General features: G+C 67.5%; 16 protein-coding genes. 7 read left to right on the top strand and 9 right to left on the bottom strand.

Going from position 1 to position 19,765, the window contains the following annotated elements:
* Positions 1-109: 109 nt before the first annotated feature.
* From ACKN61_RS19845 to ACKN61_RS19855, 3 genes are all read right to left on the bottom strand, one after another.
* Positions 110-2,215: a TonB-dependent siderophore receptor gene (locus tag ACKN61_RS19845; protein WP_408950904.1), complete on the bottom strand. Its 2,106-nt coding sequence runs from the start codon at positions 2,213-2,215 to the stop codon at positions 110-112.
* 133 nt (positions 2,216-2,348) lie between these two features.
* Positions 2,349-2,768 (bottom strand): HIT family protein, encoded by a 420-nt coding sequence (locus tag ACKN61_RS19850; RefSeq protein WP_408950905.1) that lies wholly within the window; start codon positions 2,766-2,768, stop codon positions 2,349-2,351.
* Between the two features lie 23 nt (positions 2,769-2,791).
* Positions 2,792-4,012 (bottom strand): acetylornithine/succinyldiaminopimelate transaminase, encoded by a 1,221-nt coding sequence (locus ACKN61_RS19855; RefSeq protein WP_408950906.1) that lies wholly within the window; start codon positions 4,010-4,012, stop codon positions 2,792-2,794.
* A gap of 312 nt (positions 4,013-4,324) precedes the next feature.
* Between ACKN61_RS19855 and ACKN61_RS19860 the strand changes: the two genes are divergently transcribed.
* Positions 4,325-5,902 carry a M20/M25/M40 family metallo-hydrolase gene (locus ACKN61_RS19860; RefSeq protein WP_408950907.1) on the top strand — a complete coding sequence of 526 codons (1,578 nt, stop codon included), beginning with the start codon at positions 4,325-4,327 and terminating at the stop codon, positions 5,900-5,902.
* Positions 5,903-6,014: 112 nt separating this feature from the next.
* Here ACKN61_RS19860 and ACKN61_RS19865 read toward each other — a convergent pair whose 3' ends face one another.
* The 3 genes from ACKN61_RS19865 to ACKN61_RS19875 all read right to left on the bottom strand — a co-directional run bounded on the left by ACKN61_RS19865 (position 6,015) and on the right by ACKN61_RS19875 (position 8,539).
* Positions 6,015-6,401: a hypothetical protein gene (locus ACKN61_RS19865; RefSeq protein ID WP_408950908.1), complete on the bottom strand. Its 387-nt coding sequence runs from the start codon at positions 6,399-6,401 to the stop codon at positions 6,015-6,017.
* A gap of 369 nt (positions 6,402-6,770) precedes the next feature.
* Positions 6,771-7,589: an SDR family oxidoreductase gene (locus ACKN61_RS19870; protein WP_408950909.1), complete on the bottom strand. Its 819-nt coding sequence runs from the start codon at positions 7,587-7,589 to the stop codon at positions 6,771-6,773.
* Between the two features lie 290 nt (positions 7,590-7,879).
* The gene (locus ACKN61_RS19875; protein WP_408950910.1) at positions 7,880-8,539 is read right to left on the bottom strand and encodes a serine/threonine protein kinase; all 660 of its coding nucleotides are present in this window, start codon (positions 8,537-8,539) and stop codon (positions 7,880-7,882) included.
* A gap of 235 nt (positions 8,540-8,774) precedes the next feature.
* On the opposite strand from ACKN61_RS19875, the gene ACKN61_RS19880 reads away from it, so the two are divergent.
* Positions 8,775-10,790, top strand: a complete 2,016-nt coding sequence (locus ACKN61_RS19880; RefSeq protein ID WP_408950911.1) for a bifunctional DedA family/phosphatase PAP2 family protein — start codon at positions 8,775-8,777, stop codon at positions 10,788-10,790.
* Positions 10,791-10,852: 62 nt separating this feature from the next.
* Here ACKN61_RS19880 and ACKN61_RS19885 read toward each other — a convergent pair whose 3' ends face one another.
* The 3 genes from ACKN61_RS19885 to ACKN61_RS19895 form a co-directional block, all read right to left on the bottom strand.
* On the bottom strand, positions 10,853-11,443 hold the full coding sequence (locus ACKN61_RS19885) for an LON peptidase substrate-binding domain-containing protein (RefSeq protein WP_408950912.1): 591 nt from the start codon (positions 11,441-11,443) through the stop codon (positions 10,853-10,855).
* A gap of 848 nt (positions 11,444-12,291) precedes the next feature.
* Positions 12,292-13,680, bottom strand: a complete 1,389-nt coding sequence (mpl, locus tag ACKN61_RS19890; protein ID WP_408953875.1) for a UDP-N-acetylmuramate:L-alanyl-gamma-D-glutamyl-meso-diaminopimelate ligase — start codon at positions 13,678-13,680, stop codon at positions 12,292-12,294.
* A 253-nt stretch (positions 13,681-13,933) separates the two neighbouring features.
* Entirely contained in the window at positions 13,934-14,512 is a 579-nt protein-coding gene (locus ACKN61_RS19895) for an adenylate kinase (RefSeq protein ID WP_031370360.1), read from the bottom strand.
* Positions 14,513-14,697: 185 nt separating this feature from the next.
* Here ACKN61_RS19895 and ACKN61_RS19900 point away from each other — a divergent pair, with 185 nt between their 5' ends.
* The 5 genes from ACKN61_RS19900 to ACKN61_RS19920 all read left to right on the top strand — a co-directional run bounded on the left by ACKN61_RS19900 (position 14,698) and on the right by ACKN61_RS19920 (position 19,752).
* Positions 14,698-15,954 (top strand): 6-phosphofructokinase, encoded by a 1,257-nt coding sequence (locus tag ACKN61_RS19900; RefSeq protein WP_408950913.1) that lies wholly within the window; start codon positions 14,698-14,700, stop codon positions 15,952-15,954.
* Positions 15,955-16,087: 133 nt separating this feature from the next.
* On the top strand, positions 16,088-17,146 hold the full coding sequence (locus ACKN61_RS19905) for a hypothetical protein (RefSeq protein WP_408950914.1): 1,059 nt from the start codon (positions 16,088-16,090) through the stop codon (positions 17,144-17,146).
* Positions 17,147-17,236: 90 nt separating this feature from the next.
* Complete coding sequence (locus ACKN61_RS19910) at positions 17,237-18,067, top strand: helix-turn-helix domain-containing protein (RefSeq protein WP_408950915.1); 831 nt, start codon at positions 17,237-17,239, stop codon at positions 18,065-18,067.
* Positions 18,068-18,166: 99 nt separating this feature from the next.
* Positions 18,167-18,607 carry a VOC family protein gene (locus tag ACKN61_RS19915; RefSeq protein ID WP_408950916.1) on the top strand — a complete coding sequence of 147 codons (441 nt, stop codon included), beginning with the start codon at positions 18,167-18,169 and terminating at the stop codon, positions 18,605-18,607.
* A 341-nt stretch (positions 18,608-18,948) separates the two neighbouring features.
* A complete protein-coding gene (locus ACKN61_RS19920; protein ID WP_031370355.1) occupies positions 18,949-19,752 on the top strand; it encodes a hypothetical protein in 804 nt (267 codons plus the stop codon).
* Positions 19,753-19,765 lie beyond the last annotated feature (13 nt).

Genomic DNA, 19,765 nt, shown 5'->3' on the forward strand with positions numbered 1-19,765 from the left:
GGGGAGCGAGCCGGGAAGTGGACGGCGTGGCGCCATTGTCCTTCGCCGCCGCAGTGACGCAAACAAAAAAGGCCGGCGAATTCGCCGGCCTTTTGTTTGACCAAGGCGGTCAGAAGGTGAACGTAGCGCTCAGACCGATGTTGCGGCGCGCGCCGAACCAGCAGTCGCCTCGGCCCATGCAGATGCTGAAATAACGCTTGTCGGTGAGGTTGTTGACGTTGAGCGCCCAGCGCCATGCGCCGGTGTCGAACGACACCATCGCGTCGGCCAGCGTCACCGAAGGCGTGGTCGGCGCCGGCAGGCTGTCGAACGCGCTCATGTAGCGCAGGCCCAGACCGGCGGCAAAACCGTCGCGGCCGCCGATGCTGAAACGCTGCTTGCCCCACACCGCCGCCTGGTGCCGTGGCGTGGCTTCGAGCTGTTTGTCGTTATCGAGATAGTTGTAGTGCGCGGTGATGTCGAAGCTGGAGGTCACCCTGCCGGTGAGCTCGAGCTCAAGACCGCTGACCTTGGTCTTGCCGGCCTGCACATTGGTGTTCGGGTGGGCCGGATCGGACACCAGGCGGTTTTCTTCGCGCAGTTCGTAGGCCGCGGCGGTGAAACTCAGGTCGCGGCCGGCCGGCTCGAACTTGAGGCCGGCTTCGATCTGCTCGCCCTTCTTCGGCTTGTAGCGAGCGCCGGTGATCGCATGGGTGCCGGCCACCGGGGTGAAGGACTCGCTGTAACTTACATACGGCGACCAGCCGGCCCAATCGTGGAACATGATGCCCAGGCGCTTGGTGGTGGCGCTGGACGCCTCGGTGCCGGCGCCGGCCAATCCGTTCTTGGCCCGATCGTGACGCAGGCCGGCAACCACGATCCAGTGATCGCCGATATGCATCTGGTCCTGCAGGTACATGCCCACCTGGCGCTGGCTGCTTTTGACCGCCGGACCGAACGGCGGCGGCGTATGCGGCAGGTACACCGGATCGAAGATGTCGATCGCCGGCATGGTGCCGCCACGGTCTTGCGCACCCTCGAACAGTTGCCGCTCTTCCTGCTTGAAACGCGCCGCATCGAGACCCAGCAGCATCTGATGCGAAACCGCGCCGGTCTGGAAGCGTCCTTCGACGTGCTGATCGATGTTCTGCATCCGCACCTCGGTATCGGCGAACCAGCCTTCGCGCCGAATGACGCGTTGCTGCGCGTCGACGAACGGGTTGAGCGGGTCGGTGAAGGGATCGCCATAAGCGCTGGCGTAATCGACCTTGTTGCGCGCGGCGCGGAAGGATTGGCGGACGGTCCAGTTGTCGTTGAAGCGATGCTCGAACGACCAGCCCGCGGACGTGCGGTCGGTGTCGTAATGATCGCCCGGGTTGCCGATGTAGCGATCGACCGGAATGCGCCCGTTCGGATTGGGCGCCAGCAGGCCGCTCCAGCCGAAGAATTGCGCGGTCGAGCCGCTGCGGTCCTGCTGCCAGCGCAGTTGCAGGGTCAGAGAAGTGTCTTCGCTCGGCTTCCAGGTCAGCGAGGGGGCGATCAGGCGACGGTCGTCGTCGACCTGATCGACCTGGGTTTCGCTGTCGCGGTAAACGCCGACGATGCGATACAGCCAGGTACCGTCGGCGGTCAGCGGCCCGGTGAAATCGGCGTTGACCTGGCGCCGATCGAAGCTGCCCAGTTGCACGCCGATTTCGCGCTGCGTCTGCGCCTGCGGGCGCTTGCTGACCAGGTTGACCACGCCGGCGGTGCTGCCCTGCCCGAACAGCATCGAGGACGGGCCGCGCAGCACTTCGATGCGCTCGAGCATGTAGGGGTCGGTGCGCGCGGTGCTGGTGTAGTAGTTGAAGTTGCTGCGCAGGCCGTCGAGGTATTCCTGCGGCGAACTGCCGCGGATCAGCACCGAGTCGGTACGCGAGTCCAGACCGTAAGCGTCCGAGCGCACGCCGGCGGCGTAGTTCAGTGCGTCCTGCACGTTCAAAGCGCCCTGGTCGGTCATGCGCTCGCGGGTGACCACGGTGATCGCTTGCGGGGTTTCCGAGATCGGCGTGTCGGTCTTGGTCGCGGTGCTGGCGTTGCCGGCCTTGTAGCCGATGGACGCGCCCTGGACGACGATGTGGTCGAGCGTCTTGGCTTGGTCGGCGGCGGCATCGGGGCCTTCGGCCAAGGCCGGAAAGCTCAGGCAAAAACCAATGGCCAGGGCGAGGGGCGCCGGGACGTGACGGCTGCAGGGCATGCGGGGGACTCCGGGGTCTAAAGCAAACGAGAATTATTATCGTTTAGTGAAGAGCCGTAAAGGCCCGCTCCCGGCCGGAGCGTTTGCGAAGGCGAGGTCGACGCCCTGCCGGCGCGGTTTCGATGGGTAATCGTTAGAGATCGCGAGCGATACGCTCGGCCAACCGGTCCAGCACGGCGCGATCGGCCGGTGCCGGCAAGCCGTCGCGGTACAGGCGCAAGATGCCGTCGTGCTCGCGGCGCGGCTGCACGTGCAGATGCACGTGCGGCACCTCCTGGCCGCCGGCCTCGCCGTTGGATTGCCACAGATTGAGCCCGGCCGGCCGGTCTTGCGCCGCCAGGGCCTTGGCGATGCGCACCGCGACCGCCATCAGATGGCCGGCGGTGGCTTCGTCGAGGGCGTAGATGTCCTCGATGTGCCGGCGCGGCACCACCAGGACGTGGCCTTCGACCGCCTGGCGCAGGTCCATGAAGGCCACCGCGACCTCGTCCTCGTACACCCGGCTCGCCGGCGCGCGGCCGGCGAGGATGGCGCAGAAGATGCAGTCGCTCATCGCGCCCAAAGTCAGCGCCCGGGTCAGCGGCCGAGGAACTGCAGCAGGGCCGCGCGCAGGCGCGCGAGCCCGTCGGCGACGTCTTGGTCGCCGATGTTCAGCGCCGGCACGAAACGCAGCACGTCCGGCCCGGCCTGCAGCACCAGCAGGCCGTGCTCGATGCAACGGTCGAGGATCTCGCCGGCCTTGCCGGCGTGTTCGGCACGCAACTGCGCGCCGATCATCAGCCCGCGCCCGCGAATCTCCGAGAACAGACCGAGCTCGCTATCGAGCGCGGCGAGGCCGGCGCGGATCGACTGCGCCTGGCGTTCGACGTTGGCCATCAGCTGCGGCGAATTCAACTCGCGCAGCGCCGCGCCCGCGACTGCCGCGGCCAGCGGATTGCCGCCGAAGGTGGTGCCGTGGGCGCCGAACTGCATCGACTGCGCGGCCTTCGGCCCGACCAGCATGGCGCCGATCGGAAAACCACTGCCGAGCGCCTTGGCCAGCGTCACCACATCGGGCACGACCTCATAACCATGGCAGGCGAACAAACGCCCGCTGCGGCCCATGCCGCACTGGATCTCGTCGAGAATCAACAGCGCTTCGTGGCGGTCGCACAAAGCCCGCAGACCACCTAAGAACTCCTGCGAGGCCGGCGTTACCCCACCCTCGCCCTGGACCGGTTCGACCAGCACCGCGCAGACGTCGCCCGCGGCCATCGCCGCTTCGGCCGCGGCCAGATCGTTGAAATCGCTGTAGCGGAAGCCCGGCGGCAGCGGCTCGAAACCTTCGTGGTACTTCGGCTGCGCGGTCGCGGTGACCGCGGCCAGGGTGCGGCCGTGGAAGCTGCCGCGGAAACTCAGGATCACCCGGCGCTCGGGCTCGCGGCCCTGCGCGGTCGCCCACTTGCGGGCGAGCTTGATCGCCGCCTCGTTGGCTTCGGCGCCGGAGTTGCACAGGAACACGCGTTCGGCGAAACCGGCGGCGGACACGAGCTGCTCGGCCAGGCGCAGTGGCGGCTCGCTGATGAAGACGTTGCTGGTATGCCAGAGCTTGCCGGCCTGCTCGGTCAGCGCCTGGATCAACGCCGGATGCGCATGGCCGAGCGCGTTGACCGCGATGCCGGCGCCGAAGTCGACGTACTCGCGGCCGTCCAGGTCCCACACGCGCGAGCCCTTGCCGTGATCGAGCACGATCCGGCGCGGGCGGTAGACTGGCAGGTAATAGCGCTCGGAGAGGGCGTAGAGCGAGGCGGTGTCCATGCGGGCGGCGGTCGCGATCGAGGGAGAAGAACCGCCATTGTCGCGCATCGTGCCGGCGCGCGCAGCGGCGCGGAGGCAAGACCGCCCGGCGTTCGGCGGCTGCGCGCCGGGCGGATCGAACCGCCGACGGACTGCCGCCGGCCGCGGCGGGCCTACGCTTCGCCGTCGCGGTGACGAAGACACCGATCGCGGCACCGCGACACGCCCGCGGCACTTCCCTCCCGCGCGGTTCGCGCCGACCCTGACCGACGCGTCGTCGCTGCGATGGCGCGTCGCCGGACATTCCATGCTCTTCTTCGATGAGGAAACGTCATGAGTTCACGCCGTAGCCACACCGTTCGCCTGCTCCCCGCCGTGCTCGTCGTGGTTCTGGCCCAGGCCGGCGCCGCGCCGCCGAAGATCGCGATCACCGAAACCGCCGCCTTCGATGCCGCCTCGGTGCCCGCCTTCACCGGCGCCTACGCCGATGTCTATGCGCACCTGGAAAAACAGCGTGCGGCCGACCTCGCCCAGTTGCAGCGCTGGGTCAGGCAGCCCTCGATCAGCGCCCAGGACAAGGGCATCGACGCCATGGCCGAACTGCTGCGCGGCGACCTGCAGGCGCTCGGCTTCCGCGATACCGCGCTGGTGCCGACCTCCGGCCACCCCGGTGTCTACGGCTATTACGACGCCGGCGCCGAACACACGCTGGTGGTCTACATGATGTACGACGTGCAGCCGATCGAACCCACCGGCTGGAAGGTCGACGCCTTCGACGGCGCCCTCGTCGACGACCCCAAGCTCGGCAAGGTGCTGATGGCGCGCGGCGCGACCAACCAGAAAGGTCCGCAACGCGCCTTCCTCAATGCGCTCGATGCGGTGATCCAGGTGCGCGGAAAACCGCCGGTGAACCTGATCGTGCTGGCCGAAGGCGAGGAAGAACTGGGCTCGCCGCATTACCCCGAAGTCGTCGCCAAATACGAGGCGCAACTGCGCAAGGCCGATGGCGTGTTCTTCCCGATGAACACCCAGGACCGCGACGGCGAAGCCTCGATGTTCCTCGGCGTGAAAGGCATCCTCTACCTGGAGCTGGAAGCCAAGGGCAATGCCAAGACCGGCGGACCGCAGAAGAGCGAGGTGCACGGCTCGCTCGCGGCCAAGCTCGACTCGCCGAGCTGGCGCCTGGTGCAGGCCCTGGCGACATTGACCACGCCCGACGGCGAGATCGCCGTGCCCGGCTATCGCGACGCGATCCGGGCGCCGAACGTCGAAGAACAGCGCTTGTTCAACGGCCTGGTGGCCAAGCGCGCCGGCGACACCCAGAAACAACTCGATGCCTTCGCCGCGGCGCGCTGGAAGAACGGCCGCAACGACCGCGACGCCCGCGCCGCGGAATTGTTCGACACCACCCTCAACATCGACGGCCTGGTCGCGGGCTACACCGGCGAAGGCGTCAAGACCATCCTGCCGCACCGCGCCGTGGCCAAGGTCGATTCGCGCCTGGTGCCCGACCAGACCCCCGACCAAGCCATGGCCCTGATCCGCAAACAGCTGGACGCCAAGGGCTTCGACGACATCGAGATCCGCAAGCTGTCGGGCTACCCGCCGGCGCAGACCTCGGTCGAAGCCCCGTTGACGCGCGCCGCGATCGGCACCTACCGCAAACACGGCTTCACCCCGCCGGTCGCCCCACGCATCGGCGGCAGCGCCCCCTACTACGTCTTCACCCAGACCCTGGGCCTGCCGATGATCGCCGGCGGCCTGGGCCACGGCAGCGGCGCCCATGCGCCGAACGAATACATGGTGATCGAACCCCTGAAGGGCTCGAAGATCGCCGGCCTGGTGCAGACCGAACAGTTCTACGTCGATCTGTTGTATTCGCTGGCGGAGGCGTTGAAGCAACCGAAGTAGTGAGTCGGGTGGCTTCGCACGGGAGCCCGAGGCAGCGATGGTCTGCCGTTGCCGTGAAGATGTCGCTGTTGCTGTTGCTGTTGCTGTTGCTGTTGCTGTGCGCAGCTTGGCACTAGCGAAGGCAATGGAAGACCCGAAGGGCGGCGCGCAGGGATGCGCGCCGTTTTTCATCGGGACAGGGATGTCCCGTATGAAAAAGCCCCGCGTATGCACCGCTCGCGCGGGCTTGTGATTCAAAGCAAAAGCATTTTTCTTTGGTGACTTTCTTTTGTTGCTTTAGACAAAAGAAAGTTACCCGCCGCTTTAGTGGCGGAAGCTTTTGGCGTTTGATCTTGCTGATCGAGAAGCCACAAGCAACAGCAGAGCTTCCGTCCGCTAACGCGGCCGGGTTACTTTCTTTTGCTAAGCCCAAAAGAAAGGTAACCAAAGAAAAGGGCTCTCCCTGCAAGGGCACAGGCCACGAGTGCGATGCGCGCGCCGGGATTTTTCGATAGGACATCCTTGTCCTATCGAGTCATTCCTTTTTAAAAGCTGGGCGCACGTCCTGTGCGCCGCCCTCCGGGTCTCCACTTGACCGGCAAAGCGGCAAAGCAGATCAAAATCTCGGCAACGGCAACGGCAACGGCAACGGCAATTCAGCGTGACAGCTCACGCAGATCGCAGAACGACCGCGGTCGCGGCTTGTGACGCAGGAAATCCTTGTACGACGCCGCTTCTACCCCCGAGGTTGCAGGCGGTAGCGGAGCGAGACCGAAGCATTGCGGTCGCGACTGACGTCGCTCCTACAGGGGGCAGCGAGTAGCGATGCGAACATGGGGCCTTGCAAACGGAGAACGGCGCACTGCGCCCCTCCCCATCCAGAGCGCCATCAATCGAGAAACAAATCCGGCAGCGGCTGCTTGCTCGCATCCACCGCGTATTCGCTGAAGTCGGTCACCCCGGCCTCGCCGAGCACGTCCTCGTCGATCAGGAAACGTCCATAGAAACCCTGCGCCGGGCGCACCAACACCGCGTGCACCGCATCGGCGACGATGCTCGGCTTGCGGCAGCGGTCCATCGGGATGCCCGGGATCAGGTTCAAGGCATCGGTGGCGATGATCGTCCTCGGCCACAGCGCGTTGACGGCGATGCCCTTCGGGCCGAATTCGCCGGCCAGGCCCAGGGTCACGAAGCTCATGCCCATCTTGGCCAGGGTGTAGCCGGTATGCGGCGCCCACCACTTCACGTCCAGGCTCGGCGGCGGCGCCAGGGTCAGGATGTGCGGGTTCGCGGCCTGCTGCAGGTACGGCAGGCAGGCCTGCGCGCACAGGAAGCTGCCGCGCGAGTTCACTTGCTGCATCAGGTCGAAACGCTTCATCGGCGTGTCGAGGGTGCCGCGCAACCAGATCGCACTGGCGTTGTTGATCAGGATGTCGATGCCGCCGAAGGTGTCGACGACCGCGGCGACCGAAGCGTTGACTTCGTCTTCTTCGCGAATATCGCACTTGAGCGCGAGTGCGCGGCCACCGGCCGCTTCGACTTCGGCGGCGACGCTGTGGATCGTGCCCGGCAACTTGGGATTGGCGACCGAAGACTTGGCGGCGATGGCGATGTTGGCGCCGTCGCGCGCGGCGCGCAACGCGATTTCGCGGCCGATGCCGCGCGAGGCGCCGGTGATGAAGATGGTCTTGCCGGACAAGCTGCTCATGGAAGCTCCTGGGGGCGGACGCAGAGCTCCCGAGCGGAAGCCCTGCGCTGGACAGAGGATTCGACCGATGCGTGGAACGCTAACGCAGCGACGACGCTGCGAGTTCGTGTCCCGCGACGGTGCGGCCGTAGCGGCGGATCGTAGCGGACCGGGTACACCATGCGCTTGCGCGGCCTGTGCGTACGGAAGCAGTCCGCGCGCGACGCCGGCGTCAACGCGGCCTCGCCTGACCGCCACGTCGCGGTTTCAACGAATCCCACCCCCTGATACCGATTCCCGACTCCCGGCCGTCAAGGCTTGGGCCCCTGCCCCTCGTTGTCTTCCCAATCCAGGATGCGCCGGGTGACGAAGCGGTAGACCGGCTTGCCGGTCGCGAACCAGAGTTCGCGCAACCAGGAATGGCGCTTGAGCACGCGCCGTTCGACCGGCGTCAGCGCCTGCGGGCAATAGGTGCGTTTGTGCTTGAGCAGATGGCGCAGGTCTTCGCGCGCCAACAGGCGCATCCAGCGCGAACGCGGGTCGCCGCGGGTGGCGAGCTGGAAATCGATGATCGCCGGGCGGCCGTCGACCAGCACCAGCCAGTTGGCTTCCTTGGCCAGGTCGTTATGGGCCAGGCCGCGCCGATGCAGCCGCTGCAGCAGGCGCCGGGCCTGGCGGAAGTAAGCCAGATCGCCGTGCGGCGGGCGCTGGTACATGGCGGCGCCGTCGAGATAGCTGCGGTCGAGCCGGCGCCCGTCCCAACGCAGCAACTGCGGGGTGGCCTCGAGGCCGTCGACGCGCTGCAGCGCGCGCGCCTCGCGCCGCGCCAGCCACCAGGCCGGCAAACGCAACCACCACGGCACGTGGCCCAGGTCGCGGCGCACGAACAGCCCGTCGCCATCGCGCATCAGGGCGATACGGCCGAAGCTGTCGGCCTTGAGTGCGGCGACTTCGATGACATCACAGGACATGCCGCCAGTGTAGCCGGGGTCGGAATCGGGAATCGGGAATCGGGAATCGGGAATCGGGAATCGGGAATCGGGAATCGGGACAGGCGAATGCATCAACCGAAGCCGGGCAAGCGCCTTTTTCGATTTTCGATTCCCTATGCCCCATTCCCGCCCCCAGGCAGTGCCGTAGGTCACGACCTGCCGTCAAGCACAGGCAGTCATCCGCGCAACAGACATCGCTGCCTATAATCGGCCGATGGAACCTGCCTGGCTAGAAAGCGCGACCGCATGGATCGCGGCCAATCCGATCGCCGCAGGCATCGTGATCTTCTTGATCGCGTTCTGCGATGCCCTGGTCATCGTCGGCATCGTGGTGCCCGCCCTGCCCCTGTTGTTCGCCGTCGGCACCCTGGTCGGCCTCGGCCACATCAGCGGTCCGTATGCGCTGGTCTGCTCGACCCTCGGCGCCTTCGCCGGCGACGGCCTGAGCTACTGGGTCGGCTACCGCTGGGGGCCGCAATTGCGCCAGCGCTGGCCGTTCTCGCGTTATCCGCAATGGCTGGACCGCGGCGAAGGCCTGTTCCGCCGCCACGGCAGCAAGAGCATCGTGATCGCGCGCTTCGTCGGCGCGGTGCGGCCGTTCGTGCCGGCGATCGCCGGCATGTTGAAGATGCCGATGAAGCGCTACGCGATCCCGAGCTTCGGCGCCTGCCTGGTGTGGTCGGCGCTGTTCCTCGCGCCCGGCTGGGTGCTGGGCGCTTCCTACGACGCCGTCGCCGCGGTCGCCGATCGCCTCGCGATCGTGCTCGGCGCCTTGCTGGTCGCGGTCGCTCTGGTCTGGGCCACGGTGCTCTACACCTGGCGCTGGTTCGCCTCGCACGCCAACAACCTGCTCGCGCGCGCCTTGCGCTGGACCCGCGCGCATCCGCGCCTGGGCCGCTACGCCGCGGCTCTTATCGACCCCAACCGCCCCGAATCGGCCTCGCTGGTGATGCTGGCGGTGTGCCTGCTCGGGATCAGCTGGATCTGGTTCACCCTGCTCGCCACCCTGCTCGCAAGCGGCGGCCCGTTGGCGATCGACCATACCGTCCACGAGTTCATGTGGACCCTGCGTAATCCGCTCGCCGACCGCTTGATGGCGGGGCTGGCGAGTCTGGGCGATGCCTCCGTGCTCGGCCCGGCCTCGCTCGCGGTGCTGGTCTATCTGGCCTGGCGCCGGCGCTGGATGGCGGCGGCGCACTGGGTCGGCGCGATCGTGTTCGGCCTCGCCCTGACGTCGTTGCTGGAAGCGGCGATCGACATGCCGCGCCCGCCGACCGCCCCGGCCGGCTTCGGTTTCCCTTCGGTTGCGGTGACGATGACCACGATCGTGTTCGGCTTCTTCGCCGTGCTGATCGCACGCGAACTGCCGGGCCGGCAACGCGTATGGCCGTATCTGCTGGCCGGCGTGGTCACCACCCTGGTCGGCTTCGCCCGTCTCTACCTGGGCGCGCACTGGCCCAGCGACCTGGTCGGCGGCACCTTGTTCGGCATCGTCTGGCTGTTGCTGCTCGGCATCGCCTATCGCCGCCATGTCGCGCGCTCGTTCTGGATGCGGCCGCTGGCTTGGCTGTTCTATACCGTCTTCGTCGCCGCCGCGCTGTGGCATGCGCCGCGCTCGGCCGACGCCTTGCTGGCGAAGTTCGCCGCCGCCACGCCGACCACCGTGCTCGAAGCCGGGCCGTGGTGGAAGAGCGACTGGGCGACGCTGCCGGCGCAACGCAACGAGAGCGACGTGCGCCAGCGCTGGCCGCTCGACATCCAGATCGCCGGCCCCTTGCCGCCGCTGCGCGCAAGCCTGGAAGCCAACGGTTGGCGCGTGCAGGAACAAGCCAACTGGCTGGCGACCATCGCCCTGCTCGACGACGACGCGCCGCCGCGCGACCAGATCGTGCTGCCGGCGACGCTGGATGCTCAGGCCGAAGCGCTGCTGATGCTGCGCGATGGGCCGAGTCCGGACGTGCAATACGCTCTGCGCCTGTGGCCGGCGCCGGCGGTGCTGTCCGACGGCACCCCGCTGTGGGTCGGCACCACCCAAACCCTGCGCTTGAACAAGCCCTTCAACGCCGCCGCCTTGTGGCTGCCGCAATCCGACGACGGCCGCGCCCATGCCGAAGTACGCAAGGCGTTGACCGGCTTCACCATGATCGAGCAGGCGCACCCGAAGAACGGCACGCGCGTGCTGCGCCTGCAATCGCAGTATCGAGTGCCGGGTACCGACCCGGCGCCGTGAGTGCACCGCGCGATCGGCGCCCGCACGTTGCGGCGCCGATCGATCAAACCGTGCGTGCGGGCTTAGGGCAATACCGTCAGCAGATGATCCAGACGCCGATGCGGCCCATCCATCTGCAGCAGCGCTTGCCGCTGGGTCAACGACAGCGGCAATAGCTCGGTCAGTCGCCAGCCGACCCAGGCCGCGTCGTCCATGCACGAACGCGGCGCCTTGGCATGCTCGCCGCCGATCTGCTCGAGCAGATGCTCCAGCAAGGTGACCAGCAGCGAATGTTCGGGCCTAACGACTTCGCTCGGTTCCGGCGCGCACCACTGCACCTCGGCGACCTGCAGGCCGTTGTCGCGCACCCGCACGCGCTCGGCGTGGAAGCGCCGCACGCCGCGCACGCGCAAGGTCAGCAGACCGTCCTCGCCGGTACCGAAATCCTCGATCACCGCCTCGGTACCGTAAGCCGCGGCCGCGGCCGGCGCACCGGCCTCGTTGCCGTCGATGATCAGGCAGACGCCGAAACCGCGCCCCTGTCGGCCGCAATCGCGCACCAGGTCGAGGTAGCGTCGCTCAAACACGCGCAAACCGAGCGCCGCACCGGGCACGAGCACGGTGTGCAGGGGAAACAGGCCCAGGGATTCGGAAGCGGCGATGTCTGCGGACATGGCGGCAGTGTAGCCAAGACCGGCTGCGGCCACGATATACGGCGGCTTGCTGGGGGCGCTGCGTCCGGCAGTAGCCCGCACGGCAATCGTCGCTTGCTTGGCTCGCGGCCCCTCTATCGCCGGCCCGGGTCGTCGGGGCTTATGGTCGGCGAGGGTGAGCGGTTGCCGTTGCCGTTGCCGTTGCCGTTGCCGTTGCCGTTGCCGTTGCCGTTGCCCAGATTTTGATCTGCTTTGCCGCTTTACCGGTCAAGTGGAGACCCGGAGGGCGGCGCACAGGACGTGCGCCGTTTTTCGATAGGACAAGGATGTCCTATCGAAAAATCCCGGCGACAGCATCGCACTCGTGGCCTGTGCCCTTGCAAGGAAAGCCCTTTTCTTTGGTTACCTTTCTTTTGGGCTTAGCAAAAGAAAGTAACCCGGCCGCGTTAGCGGGCGGAAGCTCTGCTCTTGCTTATGGCTTTCATACAAGCAAGATCAAACGATAAGAGCTTCCGCCACTAAAGCGGCGGGTTACTTTCTTTTGTCATAAGCAACAAAAGAAAGGTAACCAAAGAAAAATGCTTTTCTTTGAATCAAAGGTCCGCATGAGCGATGCCGACGCAGGGATTTTTCATACGGGACATCCATGTCCCGATGAAAAACGGCCCGCATCCCTGCGGGCCGCCCTTCGGGTCTTCTATTGCCTTCGCGAGTGTTCGGCTACGCACAGCAATAGCCGAAACCGAAGCCGAATCTTTACGGCCAAGGCGAAAGCCGGTCTTGCCGGGCCTCGTGGCCGGCGCCGTTTCGGGGAACCGGCGCGGTCGCGGCTCACGCCGCTCCTACAGGGGCTCGGGCGGCAACGTTAATTACGCCGTCTGCGCATCGCGCAATGCGGCGAAGAACCGCCGCGGGGCGCCGTCGAAACCACCGTTCGACATGAATACGACATGGTCGCCGGCGCGTACGCGTTCGCTCAACGCGGCGATCAGGGTATCGGCGTCGGGCACGGTCACGCCCTCGCCGCGCAGGCCGGCGACGACCTTGCCGGCATCCCAGGCCAGTTCGGGCCGATGCAGAAACACCACGGTGTCGGCGCCGTCGAGCGACGGCGCCAGGGCGTCGGAATGCGCGCCCAGGCGCATCGAATTGCTGCGCGGCTCCATCGCCACGACGATGCGCGCGCTGCCGACGCGTGCGCGCAGGCCGGCGAGCGTGGTGGCGATCGCGGTCGGATGATGAGCGAAGTCGTCGTAAACGGTGACGCCGCCGGTTTCGCCGATCACTTCCAGGCGGCGCTTGACGCTGCGGAACGCGGCCAGGACCGGCAGCACGCTGGCGACATCGACGCCGACCGCGTTCGCGGCGGCCAGCGCAGCCAGGGCGTTCATGACGTTATGGCGGCCGAGCAAGGGCCAACGCACTTCGCCGACTTCGACGCCGTCGTGGATCACCGCGAAGGCGCTGCCGTCGGCTTCGATCAAGCGCGCGGTCCATTCGAAGGCCGGCGCCGCCGATTCGGAGTGCAGGCCGAAACGCTCGACCGGGGTCCAGCAGCCCATCGCCAGCACTTCGCCCAGGCGCTCGTCTTCGCCGTTGACGATCAGGCGGCCGCGGCGCGGTACGGTGCGCACGAGGTGATGGAATTGGCGTTGGATCGCGGCGACGTCGGGGAAGATGTCGGCGTGGTCGTATTCGAGGTTGTTGAGGATCGCCACCAACGGACGGTAGTGGACGAACTTGCTGCGCTTGTCGAAGAAGGCGGTGTCGTACTCGTCGGCTTCGACGACGAACTCGCGGCCGGCGCCGATGCGCGCGGACACGCCGAAATCCTCGGCGACGCCGCCGATCAAAAAGCCCGGCCGGCGACCTGCGGCTTCCAGCAACCAAGTCAGGATGGTCGTGGTGGTGGTCTTGCCGTGGGTGCCGGCGACGGCGAGCGTGTCGCGGCCCGGCAGCACCTGTTCGCACAGCCACTGTGCGCCGGAGGTGTAGCGGCGGCCGTCGTCGAGGACCTGCTCGACCGCGGCGTTGCCGCGCGACAGCGCGTTGCCGACCACGATCTCGTCGCAATCGGCGCCGATGTGTTCGGGCCGATAGCCTTGCTTGAGTGCGATGCCGAGCTGTTCGAGCTGGGTCGACATCGGCGGATAGACCGCCTGGTCGCTGCCTTCGACCTCATGGCCGAGTTCGCGTGCGAGCGCGGCGACACCGCCCATGAAGGTGCCGGCGATGCCCAAGATATGTAGCTTCAAGATCCGAGGTCCTGGATTAACGTCGAAGGTCCAACGCGAGCGGCTCCTGCACGGCACCGGCGGCGCCTTTCCCGCCTGCGGGAGAAAGGGCTGAGGGCGCAGGAGTCGGCGTGCGCAGAAGCGCCACGGCTGCCGATCCCGCTACCGCGGAACCTGTGCGGTGGCTGGGAGGGCGAATGCCCTCACCCCAACCCTCTCCCGCAAGCGGGAGAGGGAGAAGAACCGGGGCGCGAACGCGACGCAGAAGAAACGGGGCTCAACCGACCGTCGGCGCCGGTTCCAGCGCTTCGATGATGCGGGTGAACACCACGTCCAGCGAGCCGACGCCGTCGACCACGGTGAGGCGGCCATGCTGGCGGTAGTACTCGATGACCGGCGCGGTCACGTCGTCGTAGACCTTCAGGCGCGTGCGCACCGCTTCCGGGCTGTCGTCGACGCGGCCCTGCTCGGCGGCGCGGCCGGCGATGCGCTGGACCAGCAATTCGGTCGGCACTTCGAGCTGCACGGCGAAGTCCATCGGCTGGCCGATCTTCTTCAGCAGCACGTCGAGCGCATCGGCCTGGGCCAGGTTGCGCGGATAGCCGTCGAGGATGAAACCGCCGGCGGTGTCGGGACGCGAGAAACGGTCCTCGAGCATGCCGAGCAGGATCTCGTCGCTGACCAGGTTGCCGGCATCCATCACCGCCTTGGCTTCCAGACCCAGCTTGGAACCGGCCGCGACTTCGCCGCGCAACAGATCGCCGGTGGAAATATGCGGCACCTGCAAATGCTCCTTAAGCCGCGCAGCCTGCGTGCCCTTGCCGGAACCGGGCGCGCCCAGAAGTACCAATCGCATCAACATCGCTCCTGAAAACTAACGAAATCGTCGCGGCCGGCGTTCGCCACGCCAGCCTCGCAGCCCACCGGCCGCACGAGGCTGGCCAGTCCGCGGGGCGGCGCTACACTCGGAGCCGCCATTCACCCGCCGGGCAAAATATTGCTGGCAGCTTACCGCAATCCGGCCGAAATCCTGGAATCCCCATGCCCAACGGAACTTTGCTGTACGCCCAATCCGGCGGTGTGACCGCCGTCATCAATGCCACGGCCTCGGCCGTGATCGAAACCGCCCGGGCCCGCAAGGTCAAGGTGCTGGCCGCCCGCAACGGCATCCTCGGCGCCCTGCGCGAGGAGCTGATCGACACTTCCCGGGAGTCGGCGGCGGCGATCCGCGCCCTCGGTCACACCCCGGGCGGCGCCTTCGGCTCGTGCCGGGTCAAGCTCAAGTCGCTGGAAGCCGACCGCGCCCGCTACGAGCGCCTGCTGGCGGTGCTCAAGGCCCACGACGTGCGCTGGTTTCTCTACAACGGCGGCAACGACTCGGCCGACACCGCGCTCAAGGTGTCCCGGCTCGCGGCCGAGTTCGGCTATCCGCTGACCTGCATCGGGGTGCCGAAGACGGTCGACAACGACCTCGCGGTGACCGACTGCTGCCCCGGCTTCGGCTCGGCCGCCAAGTACACCGCGGTGTCGGTGCGCGAGGCCGCCCTCGACGTGGCGGCCATGGCCGAAACCTCGACCAAGGTCTTCGTCTACGAGGCCATGGGCCGACACGCCGGCTGGCTGGCCGCGGCCGCCGGCCTGGCCGGCCAGGGCGCCGACGAGGCCCCGCACCTGATCCTGTTCCCGGAGCGGCCCTTCGATGAGGCCGATTTCTTCGCCAAGGTCCGGGCCACGGTCGAACGCGTCGGCTATTGCGTGGTGGTGGCCAGCGAAGGCATCCAGACCGCCGACGGCCGCTTCGTCGCCGATGCCGGCGGCGGCCACGACTCCTTCGGCCACACCCAGCTCGGCGGCGTCGCCTCGCACCTGGCCGGGCGGGTCAAGGACGCCCTGGGCTACAAAGTGCACTGGGCCCTGCCCGACTACCTGCAGCGCTCGGCCCGCCACCTGGCCTCGAAGACCGACGTCGAGCAGGCCCGCGCGGTCGGCAAGGCCGCGGTCGAGTTCGCGCTGAAGGGCCACAATTCGGTGATGCCGGTGATCGTGCGCACCTCGGACGCGCCGTATCGCTGGAAGATCGAGGCCGCGCCGCTGAGCAAGGTGGCCAACCACGAGAAGAAGATGCCGGCCGGGTTCCTGCGCAAGGACGGCTACGGCATCACCGCCAAGGCCCGCGCCTATCTGGAGCCGCTGATCCGCGGCGAAGCCCCGCCGCCGTACGGCCGCGACGGCCTGCCCAAGTACGTGGCGCTGAAGAACGTTGCGGTGAAACCCAAGCTGCCGGCCTTCGAAGGCTGAACGAACAAGGCTGAGCGAACTGCGACGGCCAGCCGTTAATGCCATCGCGAAACCGGCCTGAGCGCGCCGTCCGTAGCGGGCGGCGCTATCCTCGGGCGGCGGCGGGTCGCCGCCTCAAGGACCGCGTTCGATCATGGACAGTTGGACGAAGGCCGCCACGAAGGCCATCAAGAAACCCGCACTGTCGGCCAGCCTCGCCGCCCTCGTACTGGCGGCGGCACCGGCCTGCGCCGGCGAGGGCTATCTGTTGCATCGCTACGGCGACAAACCCGCGCGCGGCCTGATCTATGCCGACAGCAGCTGGATCGGGACCGCTTTGTCGCCGGAAGAGGAAAGCAGGATCTTGTTCGCCGACGGCCCCGACGCGGCGATCAGCGCGCGCGAGGCGGCGCCGCGTTCGATCCAGGTGTTCGAGGTCATGGAGCACCAGTCCGCACCGGACAAGATCGTCCACCACCTGCAGTTCGACTGCGCGCGCGGACGGGCGCGCAGCACCGCCGTCGAGGTGTATTGGCGCAACGACACCGAGGAAAGCCGAGCGCCGAGCGAGTGGGCCGCGACGCCGGCCGGCTGGATGACCCAGGCGCAGCGCTTCGCCTGCGAGCCGGCCTCGCGCAAGCCCGAACACGGCATGACCCCGCTCGACGGCGCGGCGAACCAGCTGACCGTGGTCGACCTGTCCTGGCAGCGCTTCTGGACCGACGGCAAACGGCCACGCTACACCACCACCCGCTCCAAGACCCAGATCGCCGCGCGCCGGCAGGAGGTCGAAAGCACGCTCGCGCGCCTGTCCGGTGCGATGAACCAGGTCCACGCCGAGCTGCGCGACCAGCAGGACGACGCCCGCGCCCAGGCCGAAGCCTCGGCGCGCAGCGCCCGCGCGAGCGAACGTCGCCAGCGCACGCCGAACCCGGCGCTGGAAAGCTGGATCGACGCACCGCTGCAATTGCTGGTCGGCACCTGGGGCGATCCGCTCTCGTACCGCGAGGAAGACGACAGCCGCTGGCTGCACTACGTGCTCGGCGCGACCGGGCCGATGCGCGAGGCGACCCCATCGGCACCGGCCACGGAAACCGGCCGCTGCACGATCAAGTTCATGGTCCGCCAGGGCAGCATCTACGACTACACCACCAGCGGCACAGGCGCATCGTGCAAGAACGCCGCGATCCCGGTCCGCTCCGTCTCGATATGAATGCGCGCCGGCATCGAGCACCGCCATCGGATAAGAGCGCATGATCGTGCATTGCCGCCGCCGCGACCTGTCGCCCTTATCCCGTACGCCATGACCGCCGAACGCCCCGTGCCGGATTCGCTGCATCCCTGGATCGAACGCATCTGGGTGCAGACGCGTCCGGCCGAGCCAGCGCGCGCCCTGCGCGAGCATTCCTTGCCGAACGGCTCGATGCATCTGGTCGTGCGCCTGGACGGACCGCCGCTGCGCTTGTACGCCGATGCCGACGATCGCATCGGCCGTCGCCACGCCGCCGCGACCGTCGCCGGCATCCGCGCCACGTATTGCATCAAGGACACCTCGGCTCCGGCCGCATCGGTCGGCGCCGTGCTGCGCCCCGGCGCGGCGCTGGCCTTGTTCGGCGTGTCCGCGGCCGAGCTCGCCGGCCAACACGTAGCGCTGGGCGATCTGTGCGGCGATGCCGCCGAGCTGCTGTACGAGCGCCTTGCCGGAACCGACGATCCGCACCGTCGTCGCCAGGTGTTCGGGCGTTTCCTGCACGAGCGTCTGCGCTCGTTGCGCGGCCTCGACCCGCAGATCGCGCAGGCGGCGACCCGGCTCGAACGAGCCTCCGGCACGGACGACACCATCGCCGCGATCGCCGAAGCCGGCGGCCGCAGCCATCGCCACTTCATCGCGGGCTTCCGCGATGCGGTGGGCCTGGCGCCCAAGCGCTATGCGCGCGTGCAGCGCTTCCGCCGCCTGCTCGCGGCCTTGTCGGCGACGCCGCGGCCCGCATGGGCGCAGCTCGCGCTCGAGCACGGTTATTTCGACCAGTCGCACCTGATCGGCGAGTTCCGCGAATTCGCAGGGGTCAGCCCGCGGGAATACCTGGCCGCACCGCTCGCCTCGCCGCATCATCTGCCGATCGGGCCGGGCTAGGCACGCGGTTCTCCTACTCGACGACGCCGGTCAATTTTTTCCAATCCACGCGAGCGGCCCGCAGCCATGCTGGCGCCGACATCCATCACGGAGCCCGCCATGGCCGTCCACGAGTTGTTTTCCTATCTGTGCGTCGGCGACGCCCAGGCCGCGATCGCGTTCTACTGCAAGGTCTTCGACGCCACCGAAAAATTCCGCCTGGTCGAACTCGGCGGCCGCATCGGCCACGTCGAACTCGACCTGGGCGGCACGACCCTGATGCTGTGCGAGGAATTTCCCGAAGTCGAGATTCGCCGCCCCGAACCGGAGCGCGGCCACAGCCACACCCTGCACCTGCATGTCGACGATGCCGACGAGGTGGTCGCACGCGCGGTCGCCGCCGGCGCGCACCTGGCGATGGCGCCGCGCGATCACTTCTACGGCGAACGCTCGGGCACGGTCATCGACCCGTTCGGCCATCGCTGGAACATCGGCCACAGCATCGAGCAGATCGAGCCCGACGAAATGCAGCGCCGCTACGAGCAGGACCCGGGCTGCTGAGGACGGCGAACCTAGGACAGCGAACCGAGGACGACGAACCGAGGACGGCAGGCCGCGTCCCGCGCGGCCTGCGTATCTGCACGCACGGCCACTCGCGGCGTGTGCGTGCCCATCGAGGCTCGGCGCGCAGGCGATGCTGCAGCCGCCTGCGTGGGCGCGAGTTCAGTTTTCGCGGGCGCCGCAAGCTGTGCGCTGCGTCAGGAATAGGCACACAGCACATTAACCATGCGGCGAAACCCGTTGAATCGCCTGGGCGATTGCGGCACTCTGCCATCGCGCGCGTTCATGCACCTAATGGCGGACGCACGGACGCTGAGTTTCGACATATCAAGGAGGCCTTCATGAAAGGCAAGCTGTTACCGCTGCTCATTCTCTTGCTGCCCTCGGCTTCGGCCCTGGCCGGCAAGTGCGAAGACAATTTCACCAAGTCCGGCAACCCGCTCAAGGGCACCGAGTATTCGACCTCGGTCACCGTGCCGGGCCTCAGCGTCGCCAGCGCGGTCGGCCAGATGAACAACATCGCCGTGTCCGACGGCATGAACGTGATCGACGCGAACAGCCAGACCGGCTCGCTGCTGCTCGAAGTGTCGCCGAACGTCGCCCATCGCGGCCTGCAGGTCTACGTGACCGCAGTGCCGGACGGCACCGTGACGATGTTGATGAAGACGCGCCGCGGCGCACTCGCCAACGCCGACTCGATCAAGACCTCGATGTGCAAGATGCTGTACCAGCTCAAGCCCGGCAAGGCACCGCCGAAGGCCGCCGGCGGCGCCAAGCCGATCTCGATCTCGGCGATCAAGCTGGCCGACGAAGTCTCCAAGACCGTCGAAGACAACGTCGCGATGATCGACGTGCGCAACAAGGGCAAGACCTACCGCGTCAGCGGTTACTTCCTGGGTTCCGAATCCGGCAGCGGCGGCCTGAGCGTGTTCTACGACATGAAGCCCTCGTTGCTGCCCGGCTTCATCCCGAGCAGCCGCGACGCCATAGTCTTCACCCGCGTGATGTGCCACATGGCCTCGGACCAACGCGGTTATTCGATGACTTTGCGCAAGGGCGACAAGCTCGACCTGGTCGGCACCTTCGACTCCTACCAGGCCGACACCCGCCTGATCCATATCGGCAACTGTCGGGTCGCCAAGTAAGCGCAGCGGCTTC

Origin of the sequence: Lysobacter sp. Hz25 (genome assembly GCF_046097045.1) — a bacterium.
Taxonomy (GTDB): domain Bacteria; phylum Pseudomonadota; class Gammaproteobacteria; order Xanthomonadales; family Xanthomonadaceae; genus Lysobacter; species Lysobacter antibioticus_B.